Raw genomic sequence first — 22,706 nt, 5'->3', positions numbered from 1 at the left:
CAAGTGAAAGGTAATAAATGTAATTGATTTATGTAATACTTCATAATTCGCTAATTTAAACCCGGTATTCTTTGTCTGTATGTAAAAATTTGTTTTACCATGCCTAAATATATAGCCCTATTGCGCGGGATCAACGTTGGAGGTCACAAGAAAATAAAGATGACTGAATTGAAGATCTTGTTCCAAAAATTGAGTTTTTCAGAAGTCGTATCCTATATCCAAAGTGGGAATGTAATATTTATGTGCAATGAAACGAATATTCTAAAGTTAGAACATCAAATAGAACAATCTATAGAAAAGGCATTTGGTTTTCAGGTGCCGGTAATGGTATTGACCAATTCAAAACTTCAAAAGATAGTTAGTGAGAATCCTTTTAAACCTTTTGATGAAGATGACATCAATAAAATTTATTATGTATTCCTGAAAGATTTACCACAAAAGGCGGCAGTAGAATTATTCAATAAGACTAAATATAAAAATGAAAGGTTTTTTATTCAAAGGGATTATATTTATCTGAAATGTCTGGCAGGGATGGGGAAAGCCAAACTTACTACCAATATTTTTGAAAAAAGACTAGGTGTTAATGCTACAGCAAGAAACCATAAAACTACTTTAAAACTATTGGAGCTGGCAGGCAGCTAATTCATTTCCCAAATTTTATAATTTAAGATAGTGGCAAAGCAAACCCATAAAAAATAGGGGATAAGGAGATATGCAGCAGTCCTGCTCACTACATTGAACCACTTAATAGTTACTAAAATTAATGCGAGGAGAAACAGAATTACCAAAAGTGCCCAAAATGGGTTTTTAAACCCGAAGAAAACGACACTCCAGAGTGCGTTAAATAATAACTGAAAACCAAAGTTATACAATGCTGTTTTCACCCAAATATGATAAAAACCTTTGGCCCAAACAATTCCTGCGGCGATTCCCATTAGTATGTACAGCAGTGTCCAGACAGGACCAAAAATCCAATTTGGTGGATTAAAACTGGGTTTATTCAGGGATACATACCAATCACCTACAGAAGACTGGGTAGCAAAGCCCGATAAGAAACCAATGAGAAGACAAATGGCTACGGAAATGGCAATATAGGTTAGTTTCTTTTTCAAAATTAGTTGATCATAAGTTATCTAAAATAGTAATTTATTTTAATTGTGGCTATTGCAAAGGCGGTTAAAAACTATCTTTGCATAAATTGTTTTGTAAATGATTGAAAACGACTTTATTCCTTCATCCTATGCGCATGACAAGGAACAAGGTAGAGTACAGTGGAAAGCCCCGAGTAATATTGCATTAGTTAAGTATTGGGGTAAGAAGCAAAATCAAATACCGGCCAACGCCTCTGTAAGCTTTACACTTGATAAGTGCAGAACTATAACCTCTGTTGAATTTACTAAGCTCGATAAAGTAGATAAAGAATTTTCATTTGATTTACTTTTTGAAGGACAAAAAAGGGAAGACTTTAAACCCAAGATTGAAACATTTTTCAAACGAATCGAAAGGTATATTCCTTTTCTTAAAAATTATCATTTTTCTATTAATACGTCGAACACTTTTCCACATAGCAGTGGAATTGCCTCTTCCGCCAGCAGTATGGCTGCATTGTCTTTATGTCTAATGGATATAGAAAAACAAATGGTTTCAGAAATGAATCCGGATTTTTTTTATAAAAAAGCATCTTTTTTAGCTCGGTTGGGATCGGGTAGTGCCTGCAGAAGCGTAAAGGGTAGCCTTGTGCAATGGGGAGAGCACGATAAAATAGTTGGGAGCACAAATCTATACGGAATACCCTATCCTTTTCCCGTAAATGATGTGTTTAAAAGTTACCAGGATACAATACTCCTTGTGCATAAGGGACAGAAGAGTGTGAGCAGCACTTTAGGCCATGATCTTATGCACGGCCACCCCTTCAGTGAAAAACGATTTAAACAGGCTCATGACAACCTGATTCGATTGCGTTCAATTTTCGCCGAAGGTAATCTGGATGATTTTATGGAAGTAGTAGAAAGTGAAGCTCTTACTTTGCATGCAATGATGATGACCAGCATCCCGTATTTTATACTGATGAAACCGAATACACTTAGCATAATTGAGAAAATTTGGGAATATCGAAGGACCGGGAAAAAGCATCTTTGTTTTACCCTGGATGCCGGGGCAAACGTGCACCTGCTTTATCCAAATAATGAGAAGAAGGAGGTAGAAAAATTTATAAAAGAAGAGCTAATTGCCTATTGTGAAAATGGTCAGTATATTTGCGACCAAATTGGTTTTGGAGCCAAAAAAATGTAATTTGAGCCTTTATTAATGCTAATACATCTTATCTTAGTTGTATAAATAATTGATTTTAGATGAAAGGACCCCTTTTTTATTCAAAAATTTTACTTTTTGGCGAGTACGGAATCATCAAGGATTCCAAAGGACTTTCTATTCCCTATAATTTCTTTAAAGGTGCTCTGAAAAAAGACGAAAACCTGTCTGAAACAGCTGAGAAATCAAATGAAAGCCTTAAAAAGTATTATCATTATTTAAGTGATTTACAGGATCGGGAACCAAAGTTATTCTCTTTAGACCTTAAAAGCTTAAAGGACGATGTAGATACAGGGATGTATTTTGACAGCTCTATTCCCCAGGGTTATGGGATTGGCAGCAGTGGCGCCCTGGTTGCTGCGATTTATGACAAGTATTCTATTGAAAAAATAACCATCCTGGAAAACCTTACTCGTGAAAAATTGCTAAAACTCAAGGAGATTTTCGGTAAAATGGAATCATTTTTCCATGGTAAATCTTCCGGCCTGGACCCCTTAAACAGTTATCTGAGTTTACCTATTCTAATTAACTCTCAGGAAAATATAGAATCAACCAGTATTCCGTCTCAAAATTTGGATGGTAAAGGTGCGGTATTTCTATTGGATAGTGGAATTATCGGAGAAACAGCCCCGATGGTTCAAATTTTTATGGAGAAGATGAAAAATGAAGGTTTCCGTAAAGTTTTGAAAGATCAGTTTATAAAACACACGGATGCCTGTGTAGATGATTTTGTAAGCGGAAATGTAAAATCGCTGTTCGGAAATCTCAAGCAACTTTCGCATGTGGTTTTGGATCATTTTAAACCTATGATACCTAAAGAATTTCACAAACTATGGGAAAGGGGTATAGAAACTAATGACTACTACCTGAAATTATGCGGTTCCGGAGGCGGTGGTTATATTTTGGGTTTCACTCAGGATATGGAGAAAGCGAAAACTGCCTTAAAAGACTATCAGTTAGAAGTGGTGTACAACTTCTAAGTCCCTGAAAATGCTTAGCAGAAAAAACAAACTCTTCCTATTAAAAGGCCTGAGTCTGTTTTCTATCATAAGAGGCTACAATGTTCTTATGATAACACTGGCCCAGTATCTGGCCTCTATTTATATTCTGGCTCCCAACATGCGCCTGCGTGAGGTAGTATTTGATCCAAACCTTTTTGTACTTGTATTAGCATCGGCTCTGGTAATATCTGCCGGTTATATTATTAATAGTTTTTATGACTCTGAGAAGGACCTAATTAACCGGCCTCAAAAAAGTATGCTGGACCGGTTGGTTAATCAGCGAACAAAGCTCAGCGCCTATTTTGTATTTAATTTTCTTGCCGTTCTGTTTGCCAGCTATGTGTCTTTCAGAGCAGTCTTATTTTTCTCAGCTTATGTATTTGGAATTTGGTTTTATTCACATAGATTAAAGAAAATACCTTTTTTAGGAAACATTATTTCCGCCACTTTAATAGTCACTCCTTTTTTTGCAATTTTAGTCTATTACAGGAATTTTGAAACTGTAATCTTTGTTCATGCCACTTTCTTGTTCTTGTTAATTTTAGCTCGCGAAATGATTAAAGACCTGGAAAATATTACAGGCGACCTTGCTCAGAATTACAAGACCATACCTGTATTGTATGGTTCATTCTATTCAAAACTGATCATAACTCTTCTAATACTTCTGACATTAATTCCGGCGTCTTTGTTAATAAGGAAATTTGATGTTGGCTATATGTATATTTACTTTGTTGCCTGCATCCTGTTTTTAATAGTATTTCTATTTTTGCTTTGGAGATCCAGGACAAAAATAGATTATATCTGGCTCCACAATATTCTTAAGTTTATAATTGTTTCCGGGGTTTTTAGTATATTATTGATTGACGTAGATCTCGTTTTAAACAGGATATTCTGATGAAGAATCATTTAAAATTAGCACTGGCGCAAATCTCCCCGGTATGGCTGGACCAAAAAGGCACCATTGCCAAAGTAAAGGAAACCATCCATACAGCTGCCGAAAATAATGCGGAACTATTAATCTTTGGTGAAGGGTTTCTGCCTGGGTATCCTTTCTGGCTGGCATATACAGATGGCGCTTCCTGGGATCTCAAGATAAATAAGGAAATACATGCGCACTATATGCACAATGCTATTCAGGTAGAAAATGGGGACCTTGATGAGATTTGCGACCTGGCCCGGGAACATAAGCTAGCAATATACCTGGGGATTATAGAACGAGCCCCGGATAGAGGTGGTCATAGCTTGTATTGCTCTTTGGTATTCATCAGCAATGACGGCATAGTAAAATCTGTTCATCGAAAACTTCAACCTACCTATGACGAGCGACTTACGTGGGCACAGGGAGATGGTCACGGCCTTAAAACCCATAAATTAAAACAGTTTACGGTAGGAGGGTTAAATTGCTGGGAAAACTGGATGCCTTTGGTCAGGGCTGCAATGTATGGCCTGGGAGAAAATTTACATGTTGCCGTTTGGCCTGGCAGTGATTATAATACAAAAGACATTACACGTTTTATAGCCAGGGAATCAAGGAGTTTTGTAGTCTCGGTTTCATCTTTCATGAATAAGAATGATTTCCCGGATAATTTACCTCACTTAGAGCACTTATTGAGTAAGACCCCTGAAATCATGGCCAACGGAGGATCTTGCATAGCAGGTCCTGACGGTGAATGGATTCTGGCACCTGTTGTTGGGAAGGAAGAAGTTATTTTTCAAACAATAGATTTTAACGCAGTCTTTGAAGAACGGCAAAATTTTGATCCTGCCGGGCACTACTCAAGACCAGATGTAACCAAGTTGGTGGTAAACAGGCAAAGGCAGTCAACAATTGAAGTGGAGGATTAACTTTCATATATATTGACTTTTACCGTAAGCTACATCCAATTCCCTTTACTACCTTTGCTCAAAATATAGAAAATGCGCAGACCGCAATCAAATAAGGATAAAGGCAAATCTCCGGGAAAAAGCAGGGAGTATGTAAAAAAAACTTTCTCAAAAGGAGGTGCCAAACCACGTACCAAAAGTACTAGTCGCGTTTCTTCAGACCCTGATTTAATAAGACTCAATAAATATGTAGCCAATGCCGGAGTTTGTTCCAGGCGGGAAGCCGACACCTATATAGAAGCAGGCAATGTAACCGTTAACGGGAAGACCATTACTGAAATGGGCCACAAAGTTAGGCTTACAGATATTGTTAAGTTTGACGGGCGTATACTAAACCCGCAGAAAAAGGAATATGTACTGTTGAATAAGCCCAAGAATTTTATCACGACTACAAGCGACGAAAAAGGGCGAAGAACAGTAATGGAACTGGTTTCGAAAGCCTCAAAATCCAGATTAGTACCGGTTGGCAGACTAGACAGGAACACCACCGGCCTCTTGCTTTTTACCAATGACGGGGATCTGTCAAAAAAACTTACACATCCTAAACATGGTATTCGAAAGATTTACCATGTTGAATTGAACAAAAACCTTACAGCGGAAGACCTAAAAAAAATACAGGAAGGCATTACGTTAGATGATGGTCCGATAAAGGTTGATGAAATAAGTTATATAAACAATTCCCCAAAACGAGAGGTAGGTATCGAAATACACAGTGGAAGAAACAGGATTGTGCGGCGAATCTTCGAACACCTGGGGTATGAGGTAAAAAAACTGGATCGTGTAATATTTGCAGGCTTAACTAAAAAAGATCTTCCACGCGGACATTGGAGACATTTAACCAAACAGGAAGTCATAAATTTAGGGATGAACCAATAATTCAGGGCTGTGACGTTAGAGGTTTTCCAAGATTTTCCCTGACAGCAATCCAAAAGGCATTAAAAGACGGGTTTGGGTGAATAGATGAATCTTCCATTTCTTCATAAGAATCGAGCAATAACCGGAAATAGTTAATTTGGTCATTGTCTCCAAAGTAATCTGCATAGGCCATTTCCCAATCCTTAAATTCCCGGGAATCTGTTATACCGTGAGCTAGAATAGAGATGTCTTTGTGCCGTTTATCTGCTTTGATCTTATCGAAGAGGTTTAGAACCTTAATCTGATTACCTTCAAGATACTGAATAAACTCACCTTCATAATACAGCAAACAACCTGTAATATTATCGCGTGAATTGCTAAACCTGGCTTTTTCCAGCATTTCTTTAACATCAACTGTCTTAAAAGCCAGTTGAGCAGTGGATCTATAAACGAGACAAAACATGATTAATAGCGTATCTGTAATCCCTTCCTTAAAGATAAAAATATTTATTCTTTAAGTTCGTTTAGGGAATCATTTAGTGAAAAATGCACACAAAATTCATGGTTTCATTTTGGCCTTTATCTTATCGAGGCATAAATTGCCCAGACTGCCCTCATGGGTATGGTTTAAATGTTTTTCGGGTTTAAAATTTCCTGCTTCAATTTCGGAACCTATTTGTTTGTATGCTTCTCGGAAGGGCATTCCGTTAAGTACAAGATGATTTAATGTGTCTACACTAAAAAGATAATCGTACTTAGGATCATCCAGAATGTTGGCATTCACATTAATATCCTTTAAAGTAAAAGTCATCATTTCCAAACAGGATTTTATTTCTTGAATAGCAGGTATTATCAATCCCTTTACGATTTGAAGGTCCCTGTGATAGCCACTGGGTAAATTGCTTGTGATTAAGGTTATCTGGTTAGGGATGGCCTGCAGGCTGTTACATTTGGCCCTTATTAGTTCAAAGACATCCGGATTTTTTTTATGAGGCATAATACTGCTTCCCGTTGTTAATGCATCCGGAAATGAAATAAAGTTGAAATTCTGACTCATATAGAGGCAAATATCCATCGCGAGTTTTGAAAGAGTATCTGCAATTCCCGAAATTCCAATTGCTACAGCTTTCTCCACTTTTCCCCGTCCCATTTGGGCAGCAATAACATTATATTTCAAATCTGCGAAACCCATTTCCGAAGTTGTATAGGAACGATCTATGGGAAATGAACTTCCATATCCGGCTGCACTTCCAAGCGGATTTTGATCTGCTATCTTGTACGCTGCACCTACAAAATGAAGATCATCTACCAGGCTTTCGGCATAGGCGGAGAACCACAAGCCAAATGAAGAAGGCATCGCAATCTGAAAGTGGGTATATCCTGGTAAAAGTTGTTCTTTATGTTTGTCTGCAAGTCGGAGCAGTAAATTAAAGAGTTCTTTAGTAAGGTGTTTTATTTCAGATAATTCTTCTTTAAGATACAATTGCATAGCTGCCAAAACCTGATCATTTCGGGAACGGGCGGTATGAATCTTTTTCCCCGTATCGCCCAGTTTTTCGGTAAGGATATATTCTATTTTAGAATGGACATCCTCAAACGAATCTTCAATGATGAAATTTCCTTCTTTGATGCTAAGGGCTATATTTTCCAGTTCCCTAAGCAGGGCCTGGGTTTCCTCAGCTGTCAATAAGCCAATTTTACCCAGCATTTTAGCATGGGCTGAGGAGGCTTGTATATCGTATTTAGCCAGTACCAAATCAAGCTCCCTGTCATTACCCACTGTAAACTGATCTATTTTTTTGTCTGTGCTGTATCCTTTGTCCCAAAGTTTCATTGCTTTTATTTTTAGTGGTTATTCCTCTTTAAAGCTCTTTTTTATTTAAAAATCCGTTCAGAATCTTAATGTAAAGATCAATTGCTCCTTCAATTTCCTCAATGAAAATAAATTCATCGGCAGAATGTGAGCGTGTACTATCTCCCGGACCTAATTTTAATGAGGGACAGCTAAGCGCAGCCTGATCTGAAAGGGTAGGAGACCCGTATGAGCTTCTTCCCAATGCAATCCCTGAAATTACCAAAGGATGATTCTTGTCTATACATGAAGAATTTAGCCTTAGTGATCTTGGCTTTAGTTCACAGGGGGCTTCATTCGACAAAATTTCTGCAATTTCCTTATTATTGTACCTGTCATTAACACGCACATCAATAACCAGATTTACTTTAGCAGGAACGACATTATGCTGGCTGCCAGCCTTAATTTGTGTAACCGTTAATTTTACTTCGCCCAGGACTTCGGAAATTTTCGGAAATTTATAATTCTTAAACCATTCCAACACTTCAATGGTATTATAAATGGCATTATTGCTATTTGGATGTGCTGCATGAGAAGGAGTGCCATGAACTGTTGCATCAAAAACAACAAGGCCTTTTTCTGCGATCGCCAGGTTCATCAATGTTGGTTCCCCAACGATTGCAACATCAATTTCCGGAAGGATAGTTAAAAGGCTATTTAAACCCTTGTTTCCGGAACTTTCCTCCTCAGCTGTAGCCGCGATTATTATATTGTGATTTAAATTCTTCGATTCATAAAAAAAGGTAAAAGTCGCAATAAGTGAAACCAGGCAACCCCCGGCATCATTACTTCCAAGACCAAAAAGCTTGCCATCCACAATATGAGGTTCAAATGGGTCTCTGGAATATGCTTCGTTGGGTTTTACGGTATCGTGATGTGAATTTAGCAGTAAATTAGGTTTCTCCTTGTCAAAGTATTTATTGAAGGCATATACGTTATTGTTTTCTCTTTTATATGGAATATCAAATTCCTTGAACCAATTTTCAAGATGTTGCGCTGACATGTCTTCTTCTGAGGAAAAAGAAGGGGTGGCAATTAGCTTTTGCAGTAATTCAATCGCTTTTTTGGTCAATAAATTTTGTTCTGTTATCATAAGGTTATTGTAGTAAATAATTGCGCTTCGGGCTCAAACATGGAGATATCTCCAATACAAACCCGCTGAACCTCTTTGTTCAGTGCGTGAAAACAGTTATCCAACTTTGGAAGCATTCCATCTGCAACAATTTTATCCTGCTTCAGCTTTTGATAATTTTCCCGGTTAATTTTCTGTATAACAGAATCTTCATCTGTAACAGAGCGAAGAACTCCTTTTTTCTCGAAACAATAATATAATGTTGTATCATAAGCCTGGCTCATGGCTATGGCCACTTCAGAGGCAATTGTATCTGCATTTGTATTGAATAACTGCCCTTTTGTATCATGGGTCAAAGCACAAAAAACAGGTACGAATTCGGCGTTCAATAGCACGGATATAGATCCGGCATTAACATCAACGATATCGCCAACAAAGCCAAAGTCCAATTTGTTTACCGGCCTTTTTACTGCAATTACCGTATTTGCATCGGCACCGCTTAATCCGATCGCATTAGAATTATTTGCCTGTAGCTGAGCCACTATATTTTTATTAACTAAGCCGGCATAGACCATAACAACAAGTTCGAGACTTTGGGCATCCGTAATTCTTCTTCCCTCTACCATTTTAGATTCTATCCCAAGTCTTTTGCCTAAATCTGTAGCTCGCTTTCCACCGCCGTGAACCAAAATTTTGCGGCCTTCCAGTTGGGCAAATAGTTTCAGAAATTGAGATAAGTAATCCTGATCTTCAATTATATTCCCTCCAATTTTTATTATTGAAAGTTTTTGTTTCATAGCTTCCTGTTTTTTGCCGTATATGCGGCAAAAGTTCAATTATTTTAATGATTCCAATAGCTTCTTTAAAACGATTTGAGCAGCAAAAGTTCTGTTGTTAGCCTGCGCAATAACCAGAGACTGATTCCCGTCCAGTACTTCATCTTCTACAACTACATTGCGCCTTACTGGCAGGCAATGCATAAATTTGGCAGTTCCCAGTTTTTTTTGAGTCATCATCCAATTTTTATCCTGGTTAATTACCTTACCATAATCTTTATAGCTGCTCCAATTCTTAACATAAACAAAATCCGCATTATTCAGTGCTTTTTCCTGATCGTATTCTATTCGGCAACCATTAGTGATTTTTGGATCTAGTTCATATCCTTCAGGATGTGTGATTGTAAAATCGGCTTGCTTTAGTTGCATAGCTTTTACAAAGGAATTTGCCACGGCATGTGGAAGAGCTCTGGGATGAGGAGCCCAGGACAATACAATTTTTGGGTTTGATTTCTTCTTGTGTTCTTCAATTGTTATGAGATCTGCCAAAGCCTGGAGAGGATGACTTAGTGAACTCTCCATATTCAGAACGGGGATGCTTGCATATTTACTGAATGAATTTATAACCGTTTCGGATTCATCGGCTTCCTTATTTTTTAAGGATGGAAAAGCACGGATTCCCAGGATATCACAATATTGTGAGACTACCTGCGCGGCTTCCTTTATATGTTCGGCATTACCTTTATCCATGATAGATCTGTCTTCAAACTCCAGTGCCCATCCATCTTTGCCAAAATTCATGGTCATGAATGTCATCCCGAGGTGCATTGCGGCCTTTTGTGTACTTAGACGTGTTCTTAAACTATTATTGAAGAATAACAACCCAATGGTCTTTTGTTTTCCAAGCTTATTAAATGCCAATGGATTTTTCTTAAGAATCAAGGCGTCTTTAACCCATTCATTAATCGAATCTATGTCGTTTACAGAAAGATAATGCTTCATTGCAATTCATTTTTTAAGGCTTCAAAAAACAGATCCAGATCCTTTTCATTAATTGTCAGCGCAGGGAGAATCCTGAGAACTTGTTTGTCTTTTGCGCCTCCTGTAAAAAGATGTTGGTTGTGTATTAGTCGTTTGCGCAAATCCGCAACCTCAAAATCAAACTTTAATCCAAGCATAAGCCCCCTGCCTTTAATTTCCTTAACCTGTGGGATTTCTTTGGCTTTTTCTTTGAAATATTTACCCAGTTTTTCAGCATTTTCAATTAGCTTTTCTTTTTCCAGAACCTCTAAAACTGCCAAAACAGCCGTGCAGGCAAGATGATTCCCCCCAAAAGTAGTCCCAAGCATGCCATAGGATGCCTCTATTCTTTTATGAATTAATACCCCACCAACGGGAAAGCCATTCCCCATGCCCTTGGCTATTGTAATAATATCTGGTTCAATGTCATGATGCTGAAAGGCAAAAAAAGAACCACTGCGTCCAAAACCAGATTGCACCTCATCTGCAATTAGAACTACACCATAATTTTTACATAATGCAGCAATTTCCCGAAAGAACTTCCCGGATGGTTCATCCAGGCCGCCGACTCCCTGAATAGCTTCCAAAATTACCGCACAGACATCCCCCTTTTTAATTTCCGTCTCAAAGGCTTTAAGATCCTCAAATGGTAAAAATGTAACCTTTTGTTGTTTATTTATAGGAGCATTTATCTTTTCATTGTCGGTTGCCGCAACTGCAGCCGAGGTTCTGCCATGAAAACTATTTGTAAATGCAATTACCCGTGATTTATTGGTATGAAAAGATGCTAATTTTAAGGCATTCTCATTAGCTTCTGCTCCCGAATTGCATAAAAATAAATTATAATCCTCGCACTTCGATAATTGTCCCAACCTGGCTGCCAGTTGTTTTTGTAATGGATTTTTAACCGAGTTGCTGTAAAAGCCAATCTGATCTAATTGATTTTTAATGCAATTAATGTAATAGGGGTGTGAATGTCCAATGGAGATAACCGCATGGCCGCCATAAAAATCCAGATATTTATCTCCTTTCTCATCAATTACTACAATACCCTTTGCTTTAACCGGTGTTACATCATAAAGAGGGTACACATCAAATAGTTCCATTTATTTCTTTTTAGAAAAGGTTCATAGGAATAAATCTCAATACCTAGTCCTTCGTTTTAAATTCGTTTATTTTCTCGAAGGAAGCCACTATTCCCCTTATAAGCGAAGAGCTTAAGCCCTGATGCTCCATTTCGTTTAACCCTTGAATAGTACAACCCATTGGTGTCGTTACCTTGTCTATTTCTTCTTCCGGATGATTCCCGGATTCTATTAGTAATCCCGCTGCGCCATTACAAGTATACATAGCCAGTTCCTGAGCTTCCTTAGCATCGAAACCTAATTGAATAGCCCCTTGCGTGGTTGCTCTTATCAGACGCATCCAAAAGGCGATTCCACTTGCACATATTACAGTAGCCGCTTGCATTTGGTTTTCCGGTATTTCCATGGAATACCCCATTCTGTTAAAAATGGCTTTTGCAAGATCTATACGCTTATTACCGGCTGTATTGGAGCACACGCAAGTCATAGATTTGCCAACAGAAATAGCCGTATTAGGCATGCTGCGGATAATATGTTTTTCCTTTCCGAGAATAGCTTCCATTTTTTCAATACTAAAGCCGGTTATGGTAGAAATGATTACATGTTTATCAGTTAGAAGATCTTTAACTTCTTCTAAAATCTTGGCAAAATCGCGTGGTTGTACAGCAAAAATTAAAATATCAGATTTTTCTACTGCTTTTCTATTATCTGAACCTACAGTTACATTTCCATATTTTTCATAGTTCTTAATGCTGTCTGCATGTCTTTTGGTCAGATACATGGTGGTAGCTCCATTACTATGTAAAACTCCCTTGGCAATGGATAAACCTAAATTTCCTGCTCCAATAATGGCTATTTTCATATATACTTATTTAAGATCTTATTTCTTTTTAGGGTTCCTTTTAATAAACAGTCGCTTTTAAATTCAAACCCCGGCTTTCATCAAAACCAAACATTAAATTCATGTTTTGTACTGCTTGTCCGGATGCACCTTTAAGCAGGTTATCAATTACAGATGTTATTAGTAGAACATTTTTGTGCTTATGCAGGTGGATATGACAATTATTCGTATTCACCACTTGCTTAAGGTGTACAGGATCTTCTGAAATCTGTGTAAAAACTGCATCTTTATAGAATTCATGATATAGATCAGAGGCTTCTGCATCACTGCCTTCAAACCTGGTATATGCTGTGCTCAGAATACCACGGGAAAAGTTGCCCCTGTTGGGAATAAAAAAAAGTTCACCAATGTCTTCCTGAAGCGATTCCAGACTTTCATTTATTTCTCCGAGATGTTGGTGTGTAAAAGCTTTATACCAGGATGCATTATTGTTTCTCCAGCTAAAATGCGTGGTTGGAGATGGCATGACTCCGGCCCCGGTGCTCCCGGTTACTGCATTTATATGGACCTCAGAATTCAACAATTTGGCATCGGCCAGTGGAAGTAAAGCCAACTGAATGCAGGTCGCAAAACAACCCGGATTGGCAATATATTCTGCACTTGTAATTGTGTTTTTATTTAATTCGGGAAGGCCATATACAAAATCTTTTCCGCTGAAAGAAGCATCTTGCATCAATCTGAAATCATTGCTTAAATCAACAATCTTTGTTTTGGATGAAAAAGAATACTCACTTAGAAAACTCTTGGAATTACCATGACCCAGGCACAGGAAAAGTATATCGACTTCCGGATTGATGGAATCTGTAAAAGCCAGATCTGTAGTACCCAGCAAATCTGCATGCGCCCCACTAATTTTTTTGCCGGACTTTGTCCTGCTATATACGAAGTCGATCTCCACTTTGGGATGATTTATTAAAAGCCTAATAAGCTCTCCCCCCGTATATCCGGACCCTCCGATAATACCTGCTCTAATCATGATTCTTAGTTATTTGATTCGCTATTTTACCCGGATTGGACAAAATTTTAATGAAGCCCTTCGCGTCATCGGCTGACCAGGCTTTATTTGTTTCTCCATAATTGCCAAATGAGGCATTCATTAAATCATTCTCAGACCTAATGCCATTTAATTCAAATCGATAGGGGTGTAAACTTACTGTAACCTCACCCGATACATTTCTTTGTGTATCTGTTAAAAAGGCTTCGATATTTCTCATTACCTCATCCAGATAATTCCCTTCATGTAATAGCATTCCGTAAAAATTGCCCAATTGCTCTTTTTGGAATTGCTGCCATTTGCTAAGGGTGTGTTTTTCCAATAAATGATGGGATTTGATTATTATCATTGATGCCGCAGCTTCAAAGCCTACTCTTCCTTTTATGCCTATGATGGTATCACCTACATGAATATCCCTGCCTATGGCATATGCCGAGGCTATAGCATCCAGTGCAATAATATTTTCAATCGGAGTTCCCTCCTGACCGTTAATGGAAACCAATTCTCCCTTGAAAAAACCCAGCTTAATATCCTTTGGTTCTGTAGCAACCAACTGAGAAGGGAATGCAGATTCCGGTAAAGGCAAATCAGAAGTAAGTGTTTCATCGCCACCAACTGAAGTACCCCATAATCCTTTATTTACAGAATATTTAGCCTTTTCCCAGGAATACTCAATACCGTTTTCCTGAAGGTACTTAATCTCCGCTTCCCTTGACAGACTTTTATCCCTTATGGGAGTAATAATTTTAATATCAGGTGCCAGAGTCTGGAAAATCATATCAAACCTCACCTGGTCATTACCTGCGCCCGTACTGCCATGGGCTATATACCCGGCGCCTATTTTTTTGGCATGGTTTACAATTTCGATAGCCTGAACTATTCTTTCTGCACTTACAGATAAGGGATATGTATTATTTCTTAATACGTTGCCGTAAATTAAGTACTTTACTACCTTTTCATAAAAATGTTCCAGAGCATCAATGGAAGTATAGCTCGAAGCACCCAGCTGAATGGCCTTTTCCTTAATGCTTGTAATTTCTTCCGGGGAAAACCCACCGGTATTGACACTTACTGCATGTACTTCAAAACCTTCTTCCCGGGATAAATATTTGGCGCAATAAGAAGTATCAAGTCCCCCGCTATATGCCAAAACTAATTTTTTCATTTGTTCTTTCGTTTTAGAAGTAGTCTTTCCTTAATTCTTTTAAGCCTTTTAAAAGCCTTATCGTTGAGTTTTTCTTTTTTTGCAGCTGCCAAAGCGGGATCATATAACATACCGGTACACAAACACATTTTTTGTTCGGTCCTCGTAAGTACATCAAAATTTTTACATGTCTGGCATCCTTTCCAAAAGGCAGGATCATCAGTCAATTCTGAAAATGTAACGGGTTTATATCCCAGTTCGTAATTCATCTTCATTACAGCTAGACCGGTTGTAATGCCAAAGATTTTAGCTTCCGGGAACTTTTTTAAAGAGAGTTCAAAAATTGCTTTCTTAATTTTTTTTGCCAGGCCTTGGTTCCTGTAATCGGGGTGGACTATAAGCCCGGAATTCGCAACAAACTTTTTGTGACCCCACACTTCTATATAACAGAATCCGGCAAATTTGTCACCGTCCAGAGCAATAACGGCATTTCCATTTTCCAGTCTTTTTATGATGTATTCCGGCGTTCTTTGGGCGATACCGGTTCCGCGCACACTAGCCGATTCGGTTATAGTGTCACTAATTATTTTGGCGTATTTAAAGTGCGATTCGTTAGCAATTAATATTTCCATTGCTAGCTTTATTTATAGGTGTAAAAAACAGTTGATTTGATTGTGCGGAAATGGACTCACCTATTTCCAAGAAAGAAATACACCCTTACGGGCGAGGACGTACAAAGGTGGATGCCGGAACAAAATTCCAGGTTGGTATAGTTATGTTTGCGCATTTTTCCATTGCAGATCAAATGTACAAATTAAATTGAACTATCATAATTTGCCCTCTAATTTTTACGAATTAGCAATTTTTTACCTTTCAGTTTATATATTTCGTAAGCCATAAACCCAAAAACTATTAAATATTCAATTAATAGAAAGCCAGGATTCTCTTTAAATTCAGGATTCGCATAAGCGGAATAACTTAAAATGATTGCCAGTGACCAGGCAAGGGGGAATCGATAATCTGTAAAAACAGTCAATCCCACCAAAAAAATTATATACCATGGGTGCACTGTAGAAGAAAGAAAGTAATAAAGTGCCAGTGTCCATAACATTGAACTTATGAGGACGGACAATTTTTTGTTATCCCTTAGAAAAGTAAGTGCTAAAACAAAACCAATTATTATAAAAGGAATCAATTTCCCATAGGTTTTTATTATCTCCCAGGGTTTCACATCAAAATTTATAGCAATCTGTTTAATAATGTTATAGAGACCTGCATTAAATTCAAAATTAGAAAACCACAGGCCAACAGTATTCGTATAATTGCTAAAGAGTTCGGGTGAATAAAATGGCAGAATACCCAATAAAGTTATTAATCCCAATGCCGAATAGAACTTTATACTTTTCCTGAACCCGAAGTAGGAAATAAATAAAGGCAGGAACATTAAGGGTACAAGTTTTACCGAAATGGAACATGCAAATACAATGGCTGCAAACAGGCTTTTATTTGTTGTGAGAAAGCAGAGCCCCCAAACAAAGAAAAAGAGCATCACTCCTTCGAAATGAAGATTTCCTGTAAGTTCTATTATTACAAGGGGATTTAAAAAGTACCAAAAAATAAGATGTGGCGATCTGTTTAAGTGGCGGAGTAATTTCTTCCCAAAATAGTATATTCCTATATCAGCCATTATAATAATAGATCTCATGGCAATTAAGGACCCCATAATACTCTTACCTCCCAAAAAGGCAGAGATTGCAAATAGTAACTGATTTAAGGGCGGGTAATTACTAAAATTCCTGGCGCTTAATGAGCCCATGCCGTTGTGCAGTTCAGATGCATTAGCCAAAAGTATCTGGCCGTTTTCCATAATTGCATCAGGTGTCTGTAAATATGGATTCATACCAGATAGCACTAATTCACCATCCCAGATAAACCTATAGAAGTCCTGAGATAAGTTTGGTTCTACCATCAAAAAAATCAAACGAAAAAGAATACCCGAAATCAGAAGAAAACTAAAATTCCATTTTTCAAATTGAATTAACTTGAATGTGAGAAAAAAGAGCGCAAAAAAAAGGCTTATAAGCTTTATGAAGTCTGTTCTTACGAGCTCGTATGCAAAGCTGGTATAGAACAATAGACTTGCTAATACCAATAGTATTGAGAACTTATGAAGATTCCAAAAAGAAGAAATCCTTGACGCCATTGGTCTTTAAAGTTTGGTCTTTACAAAGTACACAAAAAAAGACAATTTTCAAGTACTAAAAACGCATTCCAAAAGGTTGGTAAAATAACCCGGGAGACTTTAGAACATCAGGGAATTCGGCTAAAACATTGAAGTGTCAGGCTTTAGCAGTCAGAGATTTAAAAGCAACAAAACCAAACCCCAGGAACAACATAAAATGAAAAGGGAACAAACCAAAATCATTTAGTGGAATAGCACTGTACATTCCAAAAAGGAAATAGATCATAAGGCCGAATTCAAGTATCATATTAGGAGATATCTTTTTGGCCAGGTATTTATTACCCTTCCAGCTATCTGTGAGGTTGTTGATATTGAATTTTGGGGTACGCACAAATTCACTTCTTTTTCCCATATGGCCTTCAAGAACGGCAACGGTATTATGCAAAGAGAAACCAAGGGCTACAGAGAAAAATGTAAAGAATAGTTTTATATAATCTACAAAATTGTCAAAACTACTCCCCTGAATACTTTTATAAGTGAACCAATAGCAAATGAATAAGATTACAGTACTTAAAATGAAAAAGCTTGTCACCTCAAATATCCAGCCTAAATGGCCATAACTATTTTTTATGTAAAGCATAGGAATACTCAACATAGCCACTATAAAAACACAAAGGAACATGGAGCTGTTTAATAAGTGCATTACTCCGTGAAATTTGGTTTTGAATGAAATATTTTTAGAAGTAATTACACTCCAAACCGTTTTCCTGAAGTTTTCTGCACCTCCTTTATTCCATCGGAATTGCTGAGATCTGGCAGCACTGATTACTACAGGAAGTTCCGCCGGTGTTTCAACATCTTCAAGATATTTAAATTTCCAGTTTTTTAACTGGGCTCTGTAACTAAGGTCCAGATCTTCCGTTAAGGTATCACCTTCCCAGTTTCCTGCATCAAGGATACATTCTTTTCTCCAGATGCCTGCAGTGCCGTTAAAGTTTATAAAGTGGCCTTTGGCATTTCTTCCAACCTGTTCAAGAGTGAAATGAGCATCGAGTGCAAAAGCCTGAATTTTAGTAAGTGTGGAATAGTCACGGTTAATATGTCCCCATCTGGTTTGAACTACACCTATTTCCCTGTCTTTAAAATAAATAACCGTTTTTTTCAACCAATCGCTATCAGGAAGAAAATCGGCATCAAAAATAGCGATAAAATCACCTTTTGCTATTTTCAGCCCTTCTTTGAGTGCCCCGGCTTTATAGCCTGTTCTGTTTTCTCTTCGGATATGCTGTATGTCTAATCCTGTTTCCTGCAAGGCTTTTATTCTTGTCGCTGTTTCTTCAACAGACTTATCCGTCGAATCGTCCAGTACCTGAATTTCCAGTTTGCTTTTCGGATATTCTATTTTTGAGATATTTTCCAGCAATCGCTCTACGACGTATTCTTCATTATAGATGGGCAGCTGAATAGTTACAAACGGGATCTCCTTTGGGTCCAGCAAATTATATTTTGGAGCAACCTCATTAATCTTTTTGTTGCCTAAATAATTAACCAGAAGGTTTAATTGTGCCAGACTGTAAAAAAAGATCAGTAGGAGCGCCGTGCTGTAAATCCCTATAATGATGTAAGCAATTGTTAGTCCCATATTATCTTAAACTATATTTAAAAATCCAACCCAATATTTTTAATCCTGCAAAGATACTACCTTTTACTGTACCTGACACCTTGGACACACCAATTCTTTTCTTGTAACGCACTGGTATTTCGACATATGCCATTTTCTTTTTGAGTGCTTTCAGCTGCATTTCAATGGTCCACCCGTAGGTTTTATCTTCCATTTGCATCTCCAGAAGCTTCTCGTACTTTATTGCTCTAAAAGGCCCTAAATCCGTAAATGTTGACCCAAAAAATATCTTCATTAAAAATGTGGCCAGTCTATTACCAAAAATCTGATGAGGGGTCATTGAGCCTTCCTCTCGCAAGGCCTTTGTTCTTGCCCCAATCACCAAATCCATATCATCATCCAGAATAGGTTTTACAATTTTATTCAACTCTTCAGGGTAATCTGAATAGTCTCCATCGATAAATACGATAATATCTGGCTTCCTGGACTTCTTTGCTATATAATCCATTCCACAAAGGCATGCATAACCATAGCCTTTTCTTGGTTCATTTAATACGGTAGCCCCTGCTCTGTTTGCGTTCATAGCAGTGTCGTCGGTTGAATTATTATTTACAACAATTATTTCGGAAACTGTAGTTGGAATTTCCTGAATGACCTTTGCAATGGAATTTGCTTCATTATATGCCGGAATTATGACATTAATGTCCTTCATATGCTCCAGAATGATATGTTGATCTCCACGTGTCTTAATTTTTTGGACATTTCTTGATAAACCGTTTACTTTTTTTGCCTTTGCGGTGCAAAAATATCATTATTTAAGTCACCAATGATATATCAAATAATTCTTTTTAATCGGATGATACTTCGCCGTGGCGGGGAAGTCCGGAAAATACGGCAGCCAGAAGCAATGGAATTTAGATACTGATGCGACGTAGTTGAAATCCAGTATTATTTATTTTGATTGACCAGGGTCATTAGATCCACATCATTTCCCAATAAGATCTCATTACCATCGATACGTCCTTTTAAGGGGCCATTCTCAAGTTTTAAAACACCTCTGGGACAGACCGCAGAGCATATGCCACAACCTACACAGCTAGAACGAACTATGTTTTCCCCTTTCTGGGCATAGGCGCGCACATCAATTCCCATTTCACAATAGGTGGAGCAATTGCCGCATGATATACATTGACCCCCGTTGGTTGTTATTCTGAACTTTGAAAACAAACGCTGTTGAAATCCTAAAATCGCGGCCATTGGGCAACCAAAACGACACCAAACCCTGTTGCCGAAAATAGGATAGAACCCTGTGCCTATAACCCCCGAAAATATACTGCCAATAAGAAATCCGTATGATTTTCTTAAGGTTTCCGATTTGAAAAGGAATACATTGCCCTCTCCACTAAGAAAGTGAAAACCAATTAAGGCCATGATAATCGCGAAATATCCTATTGCACCATATCGGGCATCTTTTTGAAACTGCTCTCTTTTGAATACCATGGCAAGGACAAAAATCATGGTTAATAAGAAGGCTACACCAATCAGGAAAGTATTTTTTGTCAACCAATACTTGCTGGTGTCGTTACCCAGATAAGAATAAATTACGGCCGTTGTCATGAGGGTAACAAATACCACAACACTGTGAACAACCCAGCGCTCTACTTTCCAGGCAGATAAGCTTTTATCGCTTAGCTGTCTGAAGGAGTCCCCGGCCGTTTCTGCCAATCCTCCGCAACCACAAACCCAGGAACAATACCAACGCTTGCCATATTTATAGGTTAGGATAGGGGAGATTACAAAAACGGACAATATGCCGAAAAAGAGCATTGCCATACCTACATCCCCGGAATCTATAAATGCATTAATACGATATCTTTCAAAATTGTAATAGTTTAAAGGCCATATATTCTTCAGGTCATAATAGGGGAGCTTTCCATTTAACCTGGCCATTATTTCGGGAATCATAAATGCAAATGCCAGCTGAAAAAACATAACACTTATGGTACGAATGATCTCGTATCTGTTATGCCTGTATTTCGAAATAAATTTAATGCCGAAAGCCAGAATAGCAACGGTATAAAGTGTGCCGTAGACGAACCATTGGCTGGCGGGATTTCCGCTCAATAGTTGGCTTAATGGATCAAAAAATGCAATGATACCCGTATTTGCACCATTCTTCACTAAGCCCAGGAATTCAGGGAAGAAATAAAGGACGATGTAAAATCCGGTAAGTGTTATTCCGGTTATCCAGCCCCATAACCCTTTAGAGGATATGGATTTAAACCAAACGCCATCATTTTTTATGCCCTTGAGTTTTTTATCATATGCCTCTTTTGTAAACCAAAATACTCCAATAAACATAGCTGTGAGAGAAATGATCAGCCACATTGCTTTATTGGGGAAGTTTGCATTAAAAGCGGCGAGGAGTATTATGAAGAGACCCGATAATCCAAGGATTACAGCCATTTTTTGAAATCGGCTCAAAGCTACCGGAGGTTGTCCTGCCAGTTCCATACTTTTATCAAGAGTGCTCATATATTATTTGAGTATTAGAAAGTTTTTTAGACCACATTTAAGAGTTGCCTGATTATCCGCCAGCAAAAATTCGTTTCCAGTTTTTCTTTTCCGGCTTAAGATCTGTGCCAAATTCTAAATTGAATTTAGCCACAATTTCATTTTCATATACTGCGTAGAATTCAGGATCAAAATTGGCGTCCTTAAGATATTTTATCACATGCATAACATCCCGTTCTTCATTAAGCCACCTATCAAAGATCTCATGGCGCATGCGAATACCAAATGTATTTATTCCAAGAAATTTTCCGGATTCTTTGTGGAAAGCAATTGTAAGACATATTTTTTCAGAGGGATGTCTCCAATGAAAATGTTGTTCATACGCTTTCTTGCCGTTGGCACTAAAGACCCAACCATAAGTCTGGTATTCTATATCCAGAAATTTTGCCGAATTAAACCAGTGTCCGGGTTTGTATTCGGTCCTGTTTCCGCAAATAGTCTGTGCTACGGTTTCTCCCATCATGCGGCCCGTATACCAAACAGCTTCCACAGGACGGCGGTTTCCAATAGGTTCACGTTGTTCTGCGCAGTCTCCTATAGCGTAAATATCCTTGATATTCGTTTCAAGAAACCGGTTTACCTTAATGCCTTTTCCCAGCTCAATTCCTGAGTCGTCTAAAAAAGAAATATTGGGAGAAACACCAGGTGTTAACCCTACCATATGACATTCAATGATTTCTTCTTTATCTGTAATTACTCCCTTTACCCTGCCATTTTCATCAGCCAGGATTTCATTTAAATTCGTTGCCAGACGCAGGTCTATATGATGGTCCTGAATATGTTCATTTATCATACCCGATTCTCCATCCGGAAGTACACCATCCCAAAAACTTTTTTCACGTACCAGAAAAGTTACAGGGATATCCCGGCTTCTTAACATTTCGGCCAATTCAATTCCTATTAATCCGCCTCCGACAATAACAGCCCGCTTACATAGTTCTTTATTTGGGGCATTTATTTCTAATAGATCCAGGTCTTGTTTGGAATATAAACCCTGTACCCCGTGGAGATCCTGACCTGGCCAACCAAATTTGTTGGGTTTTGATCCGGTAGCCAGAATTAACTTGTCGTATTTCAGAACCGGGGCACCTTCAATCCGAAGTTCTTTTTTATCACAATCAACCTTGCTAACAAAACCTCTTAATAGTTCTATCCTGTTTTTTTTCCAAAACCAGTCTTCATAGGGCTTAATATGTTCAAATTTCATATGACCCATATAAACATACATCAATGCTGTTCTGGAAAAGAAATGGTCTGTTTCAGCTGAAATTATTATAATTCTCTTGTTTGAGTTCTTGCGGATATGTCTGGCGGCAGTTACCCCTGCGACTCCATTCCCAATTATTACAATATTTTCCATACTGTTAACAGGTTGATAGCTATTAAGTCGAATATAAAGAAAATTACTTAACAGCAATTTTAAAATTATATCAAG

Annotated in this window: 22 protein-coding genes; 6 read left to right on the top strand and 16 right to left on the bottom strand. The window is 37.9% G+C overall.

Annotated features, from left to right (window positions below; genetic code table 11):
• Nucleotides 1-99 precede the first annotated feature (99 nt).
• Complete coding sequence (locus G504_RS0104780) at nt 100-642, top strand: DUF1697 domain-containing protein (protein WP_019669004.1); 543 nt, start codon at nt 100-102, stop codon at nt 640-642.
• Here the strand turns inward: G504_RS0104780 and G504_RS0104775 are convergent.
• Entirely contained in the window at nt 639-1,112 is a 474-nt protein-coding gene (locus G504_RS0104775; protein ID WP_026348400.1) for a TspO/MBR family protein, read from the bottom strand. The genes G504_RS0104780 and G504_RS0104775 overlap by 4 nt on opposite strands.
• A 97-nt stretch (nt 1,113-1,209) precedes the next feature.
• Between G504_RS0104775 and G504_RS0104770 the strand changes: the two genes are divergently transcribed.
• The 5 genes from G504_RS0104770 (at nt 1,210) to G504_RS0104750 (ending at nt 6,071) form a co-directional block, all read left to right on the top strand.
• Nucleotides 1,210-2,292: a diphosphomevalonate/mevalonate 3,5-bisphosphate decarboxylase family protein gene (locus tag G504_RS0104770; RefSeq protein ID WP_019669001.1), complete on the top strand. Its 1,083-nt coding sequence runs from the start codon at nt 1,210-1,212 to the stop codon at nt 2,290-2,292.
• Between the two features lie 59 nt (nt 2,293-2,351).
• The gene (locus G504_RS0104765; RefSeq protein ID WP_019669000.1) at nt 2,352-3,290 is read left to right on the top strand and encodes a mevalonate kinase family protein; all 939 of its coding nucleotides are present in this window, start codon (nt 2,352-2,354) and stop codon (nt 3,288-3,290) included.
• Nucleotides 3,291-3,300: 10 nt separating this feature from the next.
• Nucleotides 3,301-4,206 carry a geranylgeranylglycerol-phosphate geranylgeranyltransferase gene (locus tag G504_RS0104760; protein WP_019668999.1) on the top strand — a complete coding sequence of 302 codons (906 nt, stop codon included), beginning with the start codon at nt 3,301-3,303 and terminating at the stop codon, nt 4,204-4,206.
• Entirely contained in the window at nt 4,206-5,156 is a 951-nt protein-coding gene (locus G504_RS0104755; RefSeq protein WP_019668998.1) for a carbon-nitrogen hydrolase family protein, read from the top strand. Before G504_RS0104760 ends, G504_RS0104755 begins: the two co-directional genes overlap by 1 nt.
• Nucleotides 5,157-5,228: 72 nt before the next feature.
• A complete protein-coding gene (locus G504_RS0104750) occupies nt 5,229-6,071 on the top strand; it encodes a pseudouridine synthase (protein ID WP_019668997.1) in 843 nt (280 codons plus the stop codon).
• A gap of 1 nt (nt 6,072) precedes the next feature.
• On the opposite strand, the gene G504_RS19115 is transcribed toward G504_RS0104750, so the two are convergent.
• The 15 genes from G504_RS19115 to G504_RS0104670 form a co-directional block, all read right to left on the bottom strand.
• Nucleotides 6,073-6,513, bottom strand: a complete 441-nt coding sequence (locus G504_RS19115) for a BLUF domain-containing protein (RefSeq protein WP_019668996.1) — start codon at nt 6,511-6,513, stop codon at nt 6,073-6,075.
• A gap of 96 nt (nt 6,514-6,609) precedes the next feature.
• Nucleotides 6,610-7,884: an argininosuccinate lyase gene (gene argH / locus G504_RS0104740; RefSeq protein ID WP_019668995.1), complete on the bottom strand. Its 1,275-nt coding sequence runs from the start codon at nt 7,882-7,884 to the stop codon at nt 6,610-6,612.
• A gap of 28 nt (nt 7,885-7,912) precedes the next feature.
• Nucleotides 7,913-8,995, bottom strand: coding sequence for a M20 family metallo-hydrolase (locus G504_RS0104735; RefSeq protein WP_019668994.1), 1,083 nt, complete (start codon nt 8,993-8,995; stop codon nt 7,913-7,915).
• Nucleotides 8,992-9,771: an acetylglutamate kinase gene (gene argB / locus G504_RS0104730; protein WP_019668993.1), complete on the bottom strand. Its 780-nt coding sequence runs from the start codon at nt 9,769-9,771 to the stop codon at nt 8,992-8,994. The genes G504_RS0104735 and argB overlap by 4 nt, the downstream gene beginning before the upstream one ends.
• Before the next feature lie 39 nt (nt 9,772-9,810).
• Entirely contained in the window at nt 9,811-10,752 is a 942-nt protein-coding gene (locus G504_RS0104725; RefSeq protein WP_019668992.1) for a Rossmann-fold NAD(P)-binding domain-containing protein, read from the bottom strand.
• Nucleotides 10,749-11,876, bottom strand: a complete 1,128-nt coding sequence (locus tag G504_RS0104720; RefSeq protein ID WP_019668991.1) for an aspartate aminotransferase family protein — start codon at nt 11,874-11,876, stop codon at nt 10,749-10,751. Before G504_RS0104720 ends, G504_RS0104725 begins: the two co-directional genes overlap by 4 nt.
• Before the next feature lie 43 nt (nt 11,877-11,919).
• Entirely contained in the window at nt 11,920-12,717 is a 798-nt protein-coding gene (proC, locus tag G504_RS0104715; protein WP_019668990.1) for a pyrroline-5-carboxylate reductase, read from the bottom strand.
• 40 nt (nt 12,718-12,757) lie between these two features.
• Nucleotides 12,758-13,732 (bottom strand): N-acetyl-gamma-glutamyl-phosphate reductase, encoded by a 975-nt coding sequence (argC, locus tag G504_RS0104710; protein WP_019668989.1) that lies wholly within the window; start codon nt 13,730-13,732, stop codon nt 12,758-12,760.
• Nucleotides 13,725-14,915 carry an argininosuccinate synthase gene (locus G504_RS0104705; protein WP_019668988.1) on the bottom strand — a complete coding sequence of 397 codons (1,191 nt, stop codon included), beginning with the start codon at nt 14,913-14,915 and terminating at the stop codon, nt 13,725-13,727. Before G504_RS0104705 ends, argC begins: the two co-directional genes overlap by 8 nt.
• Nucleotides 14,912-15,526 carry a GNAT family N-acetyltransferase gene (locus G504_RS0104700; RefSeq protein ID WP_019668987.1) on the bottom strand — a complete coding sequence of 205 codons (615 nt, stop codon included), beginning with the start codon at nt 15,524-15,526 and terminating at the stop codon, nt 14,912-14,914. Before G504_RS0104700 ends, G504_RS0104705 begins: the two co-directional genes overlap by 4 nt.
• A 209-nt stretch (nt 15,527-15,735) precedes the next feature.
• Nucleotides 15,736-17,097, bottom strand: coding sequence for a polyprenol phosphomannose-dependent alpha 1,6 mannosyltransferase MptB (gene mptB / locus G504_RS0104690; RefSeq protein ID WP_019668985.1), 1,362 nt, complete (start codon nt 17,095-17,097; stop codon nt 15,736-15,738).
• 136 nt (nt 17,098-17,233) lie between these two features.
• On the bottom strand, nt 17,234-18,718 hold the full coding sequence (locus tag G504_RS0104685) for a cellulose synthase family protein (RefSeq protein WP_019668984.1): 1,485 nt from the start codon (nt 18,716-18,718) through the stop codon (nt 17,234-17,236).
• Nucleotide 18,719: 1 nt separating this feature from the next.
• Nucleotides 18,720-19,409: a glycosyltransferase family 2 protein gene (locus G504_RS0104680; RefSeq protein WP_019668983.1), complete on the bottom strand. Its 690-nt coding sequence runs from the start codon at nt 19,407-19,409 to the stop codon at nt 18,720-18,722.
• Between the two features lie 236 nt (nt 19,410-19,645).
• The gene (locus tag G504_RS0104675) at nt 19,646-21,232 is read right to left on the bottom strand and encodes a 4Fe-4S binding protein (protein WP_019668982.1); all 1,587 of its coding nucleotides are present in this window, start codon (nt 21,230-21,232) and stop codon (nt 19,646-19,648) included.
• A gap of 52 nt (nt 21,233-21,284) precedes the next feature.
• Nucleotides 21,285-22,631: an NAD(P)/FAD-dependent oxidoreductase gene (locus tag G504_RS0104670; protein WP_019668981.1), complete on the bottom strand. Its 1,347-nt coding sequence runs from the start codon at nt 22,629-22,631 to the stop codon at nt 21,285-21,287.
• Between the last annotated feature and the right edge of the window lie 75 nt (nt 22,632-22,706).

The sequence above is a fragment of the Eudoraea adriatica DSM 19308 genome (assembly GCF_000382125.1).
Lineage (GTDB): Bacteria > Bacteroidota > Bacteroidia > Flavobacteriales > Flavobacteriaceae > Eudoraea > Eudoraea adriatica.
Note: the sequence above shows the minus strand (reverse complement) of the source record. Positions and strands in the feature narration are given on the sequence as shown.

What these genes read in the sequence shown, in the direction of transcription:
- G504_RS0104780 (WP_019669004.1), top strand. Translation starts at nt 100, where the DNA reads ATGCCTAAATATATAGCCCTATTGCGCGGGATCAACGTTGGAGGTCAC.
- G504_RS0104770 (WP_019669001.1), top strand. Translation starts at nt 1,210, where the DNA reads ATGATTGAAAACGACTTTATTCCTTCATCCTATGCGCATGACAAGGAA.
- G504_RS0104765 (WP_019669000.1), top strand. Translation starts at nt 2,352, where the DNA reads ATGAAAGGACCCCTTTTTTATTCAAAAATTTTACTTTTTGGCGAGTAC.
- G504_RS0104760 (WP_019668999.1), top strand. Translation starts at nt 3,301, where the DNA reads ATGCTTAGCAGAAAAAACAAACTCTTCCTATTAAAAGGCCTGAGTCTG.
- G504_RS0104755 (WP_019668998.1), top strand. Translation starts at nt 4,206, where the DNA reads ATGAAGAATCATTTAAAATTAGCACTGGCGCAAATCTCCCCGGTATGG.
- G504_RS0104750 (WP_019668997.1), top strand. Translation starts at nt 5,229, where the DNA reads ATGCGCAGACCGCAATCAAATAAGGATAAAGGCAAATCTCCGGGAAAA.
- G504_RS19115 (WP_019668996.1), bottom strand. Translation starts at nt 6,513, where the DNA reads ATGTTTTGTCTCGTTTATAGATCCACTGCTCAACTGGCTTTTAAGACA.
- argH (WP_019668995.1), bottom strand. Translation starts at nt 7,884, where the DNA reads ATGAAACTTTGGGACAAAGGATACAGCACAGACAAAAAAATAGATCAG.
- G504_RS0104735 (WP_019668994.1), bottom strand. Translation starts at nt 8,995, where the DNA reads ATGATAACAGAACAAAATTTATTGACCAAAAAAGCGATTGAATTACTG.
- argB (WP_019668993.1), bottom strand. Translation starts at nt 9,771, where the DNA reads ATGAAACAAAAACTTTCAATAATAAAAATTGGAGGGAATATAATTGAA.
- G504_RS0104725 (WP_019668992.1), bottom strand. Translation starts at nt 10,752, where the DNA reads ATGAAGCATTATCTTTCTGTAAACGACATAGATTCGATTAATGAATGG.
- G504_RS0104720 (WP_019668991.1), bottom strand. Translation starts at nt 11,876, where the DNA reads ATGGAACTATTTGATGTGTACCCTCTTTATGATGTAACACCGGTTAAA.
- proC (WP_019668990.1), bottom strand. Translation starts at nt 12,717, where the DNA reads ATGAAAATAGCCATTATTGGAGCAGGAAATTTAGGTTTATCCATTGCC.
- argC (WP_019668989.1), bottom strand. Translation starts at nt 13,732, where the DNA reads ATGATTAGAGCAGGTATTATCGGAGGGTCCGGATATACGGGGGGAGAG.
- G504_RS0104705 (WP_019668988.1), bottom strand. Translation starts at nt 14,915, where the DNA reads ATGAAAAAATTAGTTTTGGCATATAGCGGGGGACTTGATACTTCTTAT.
- G504_RS0104700 (WP_019668987.1), bottom strand. Translation starts at nt 15,526, where the DNA reads ATGGAAATATTAATTGCTAACGAATCGCACTTTAAATACGCCAAAATA.
- mptB (WP_019668985.1), bottom strand. Translation starts at nt 17,097, where the DNA reads ATGGCGTCAAGGATTTCTTCTTTTTGGAATCTTCATAAGTTCTCAATA.
- G504_RS0104685 (WP_019668984.1), bottom strand. Translation starts at nt 18,718, where the DNA reads ATGGGACTAACAATTGCTTACATCATTATAGGGATTTACAGCACGGCG.
- G504_RS0104680 (WP_019668983.1), bottom strand. Translation starts at nt 19,409, where the DNA reads ATGAAGGACATTAATGTCATAATTCCGGCATATAATGAAGCAAATTCC.
- G504_RS0104675 (WP_019668982.1), bottom strand. Translation starts at nt 21,232, where the DNA reads ATGAGCACTCTTGATAAAAGTATGGAACTGGCAGGACAACCTCCGGTA.
- G504_RS0104670 (WP_019668981.1), bottom strand. Translation starts at nt 22,631, where the DNA reads ATGGAAAATATTGTAATAATTGGGAATGGAGTCGCAGGGGTAACTGCC.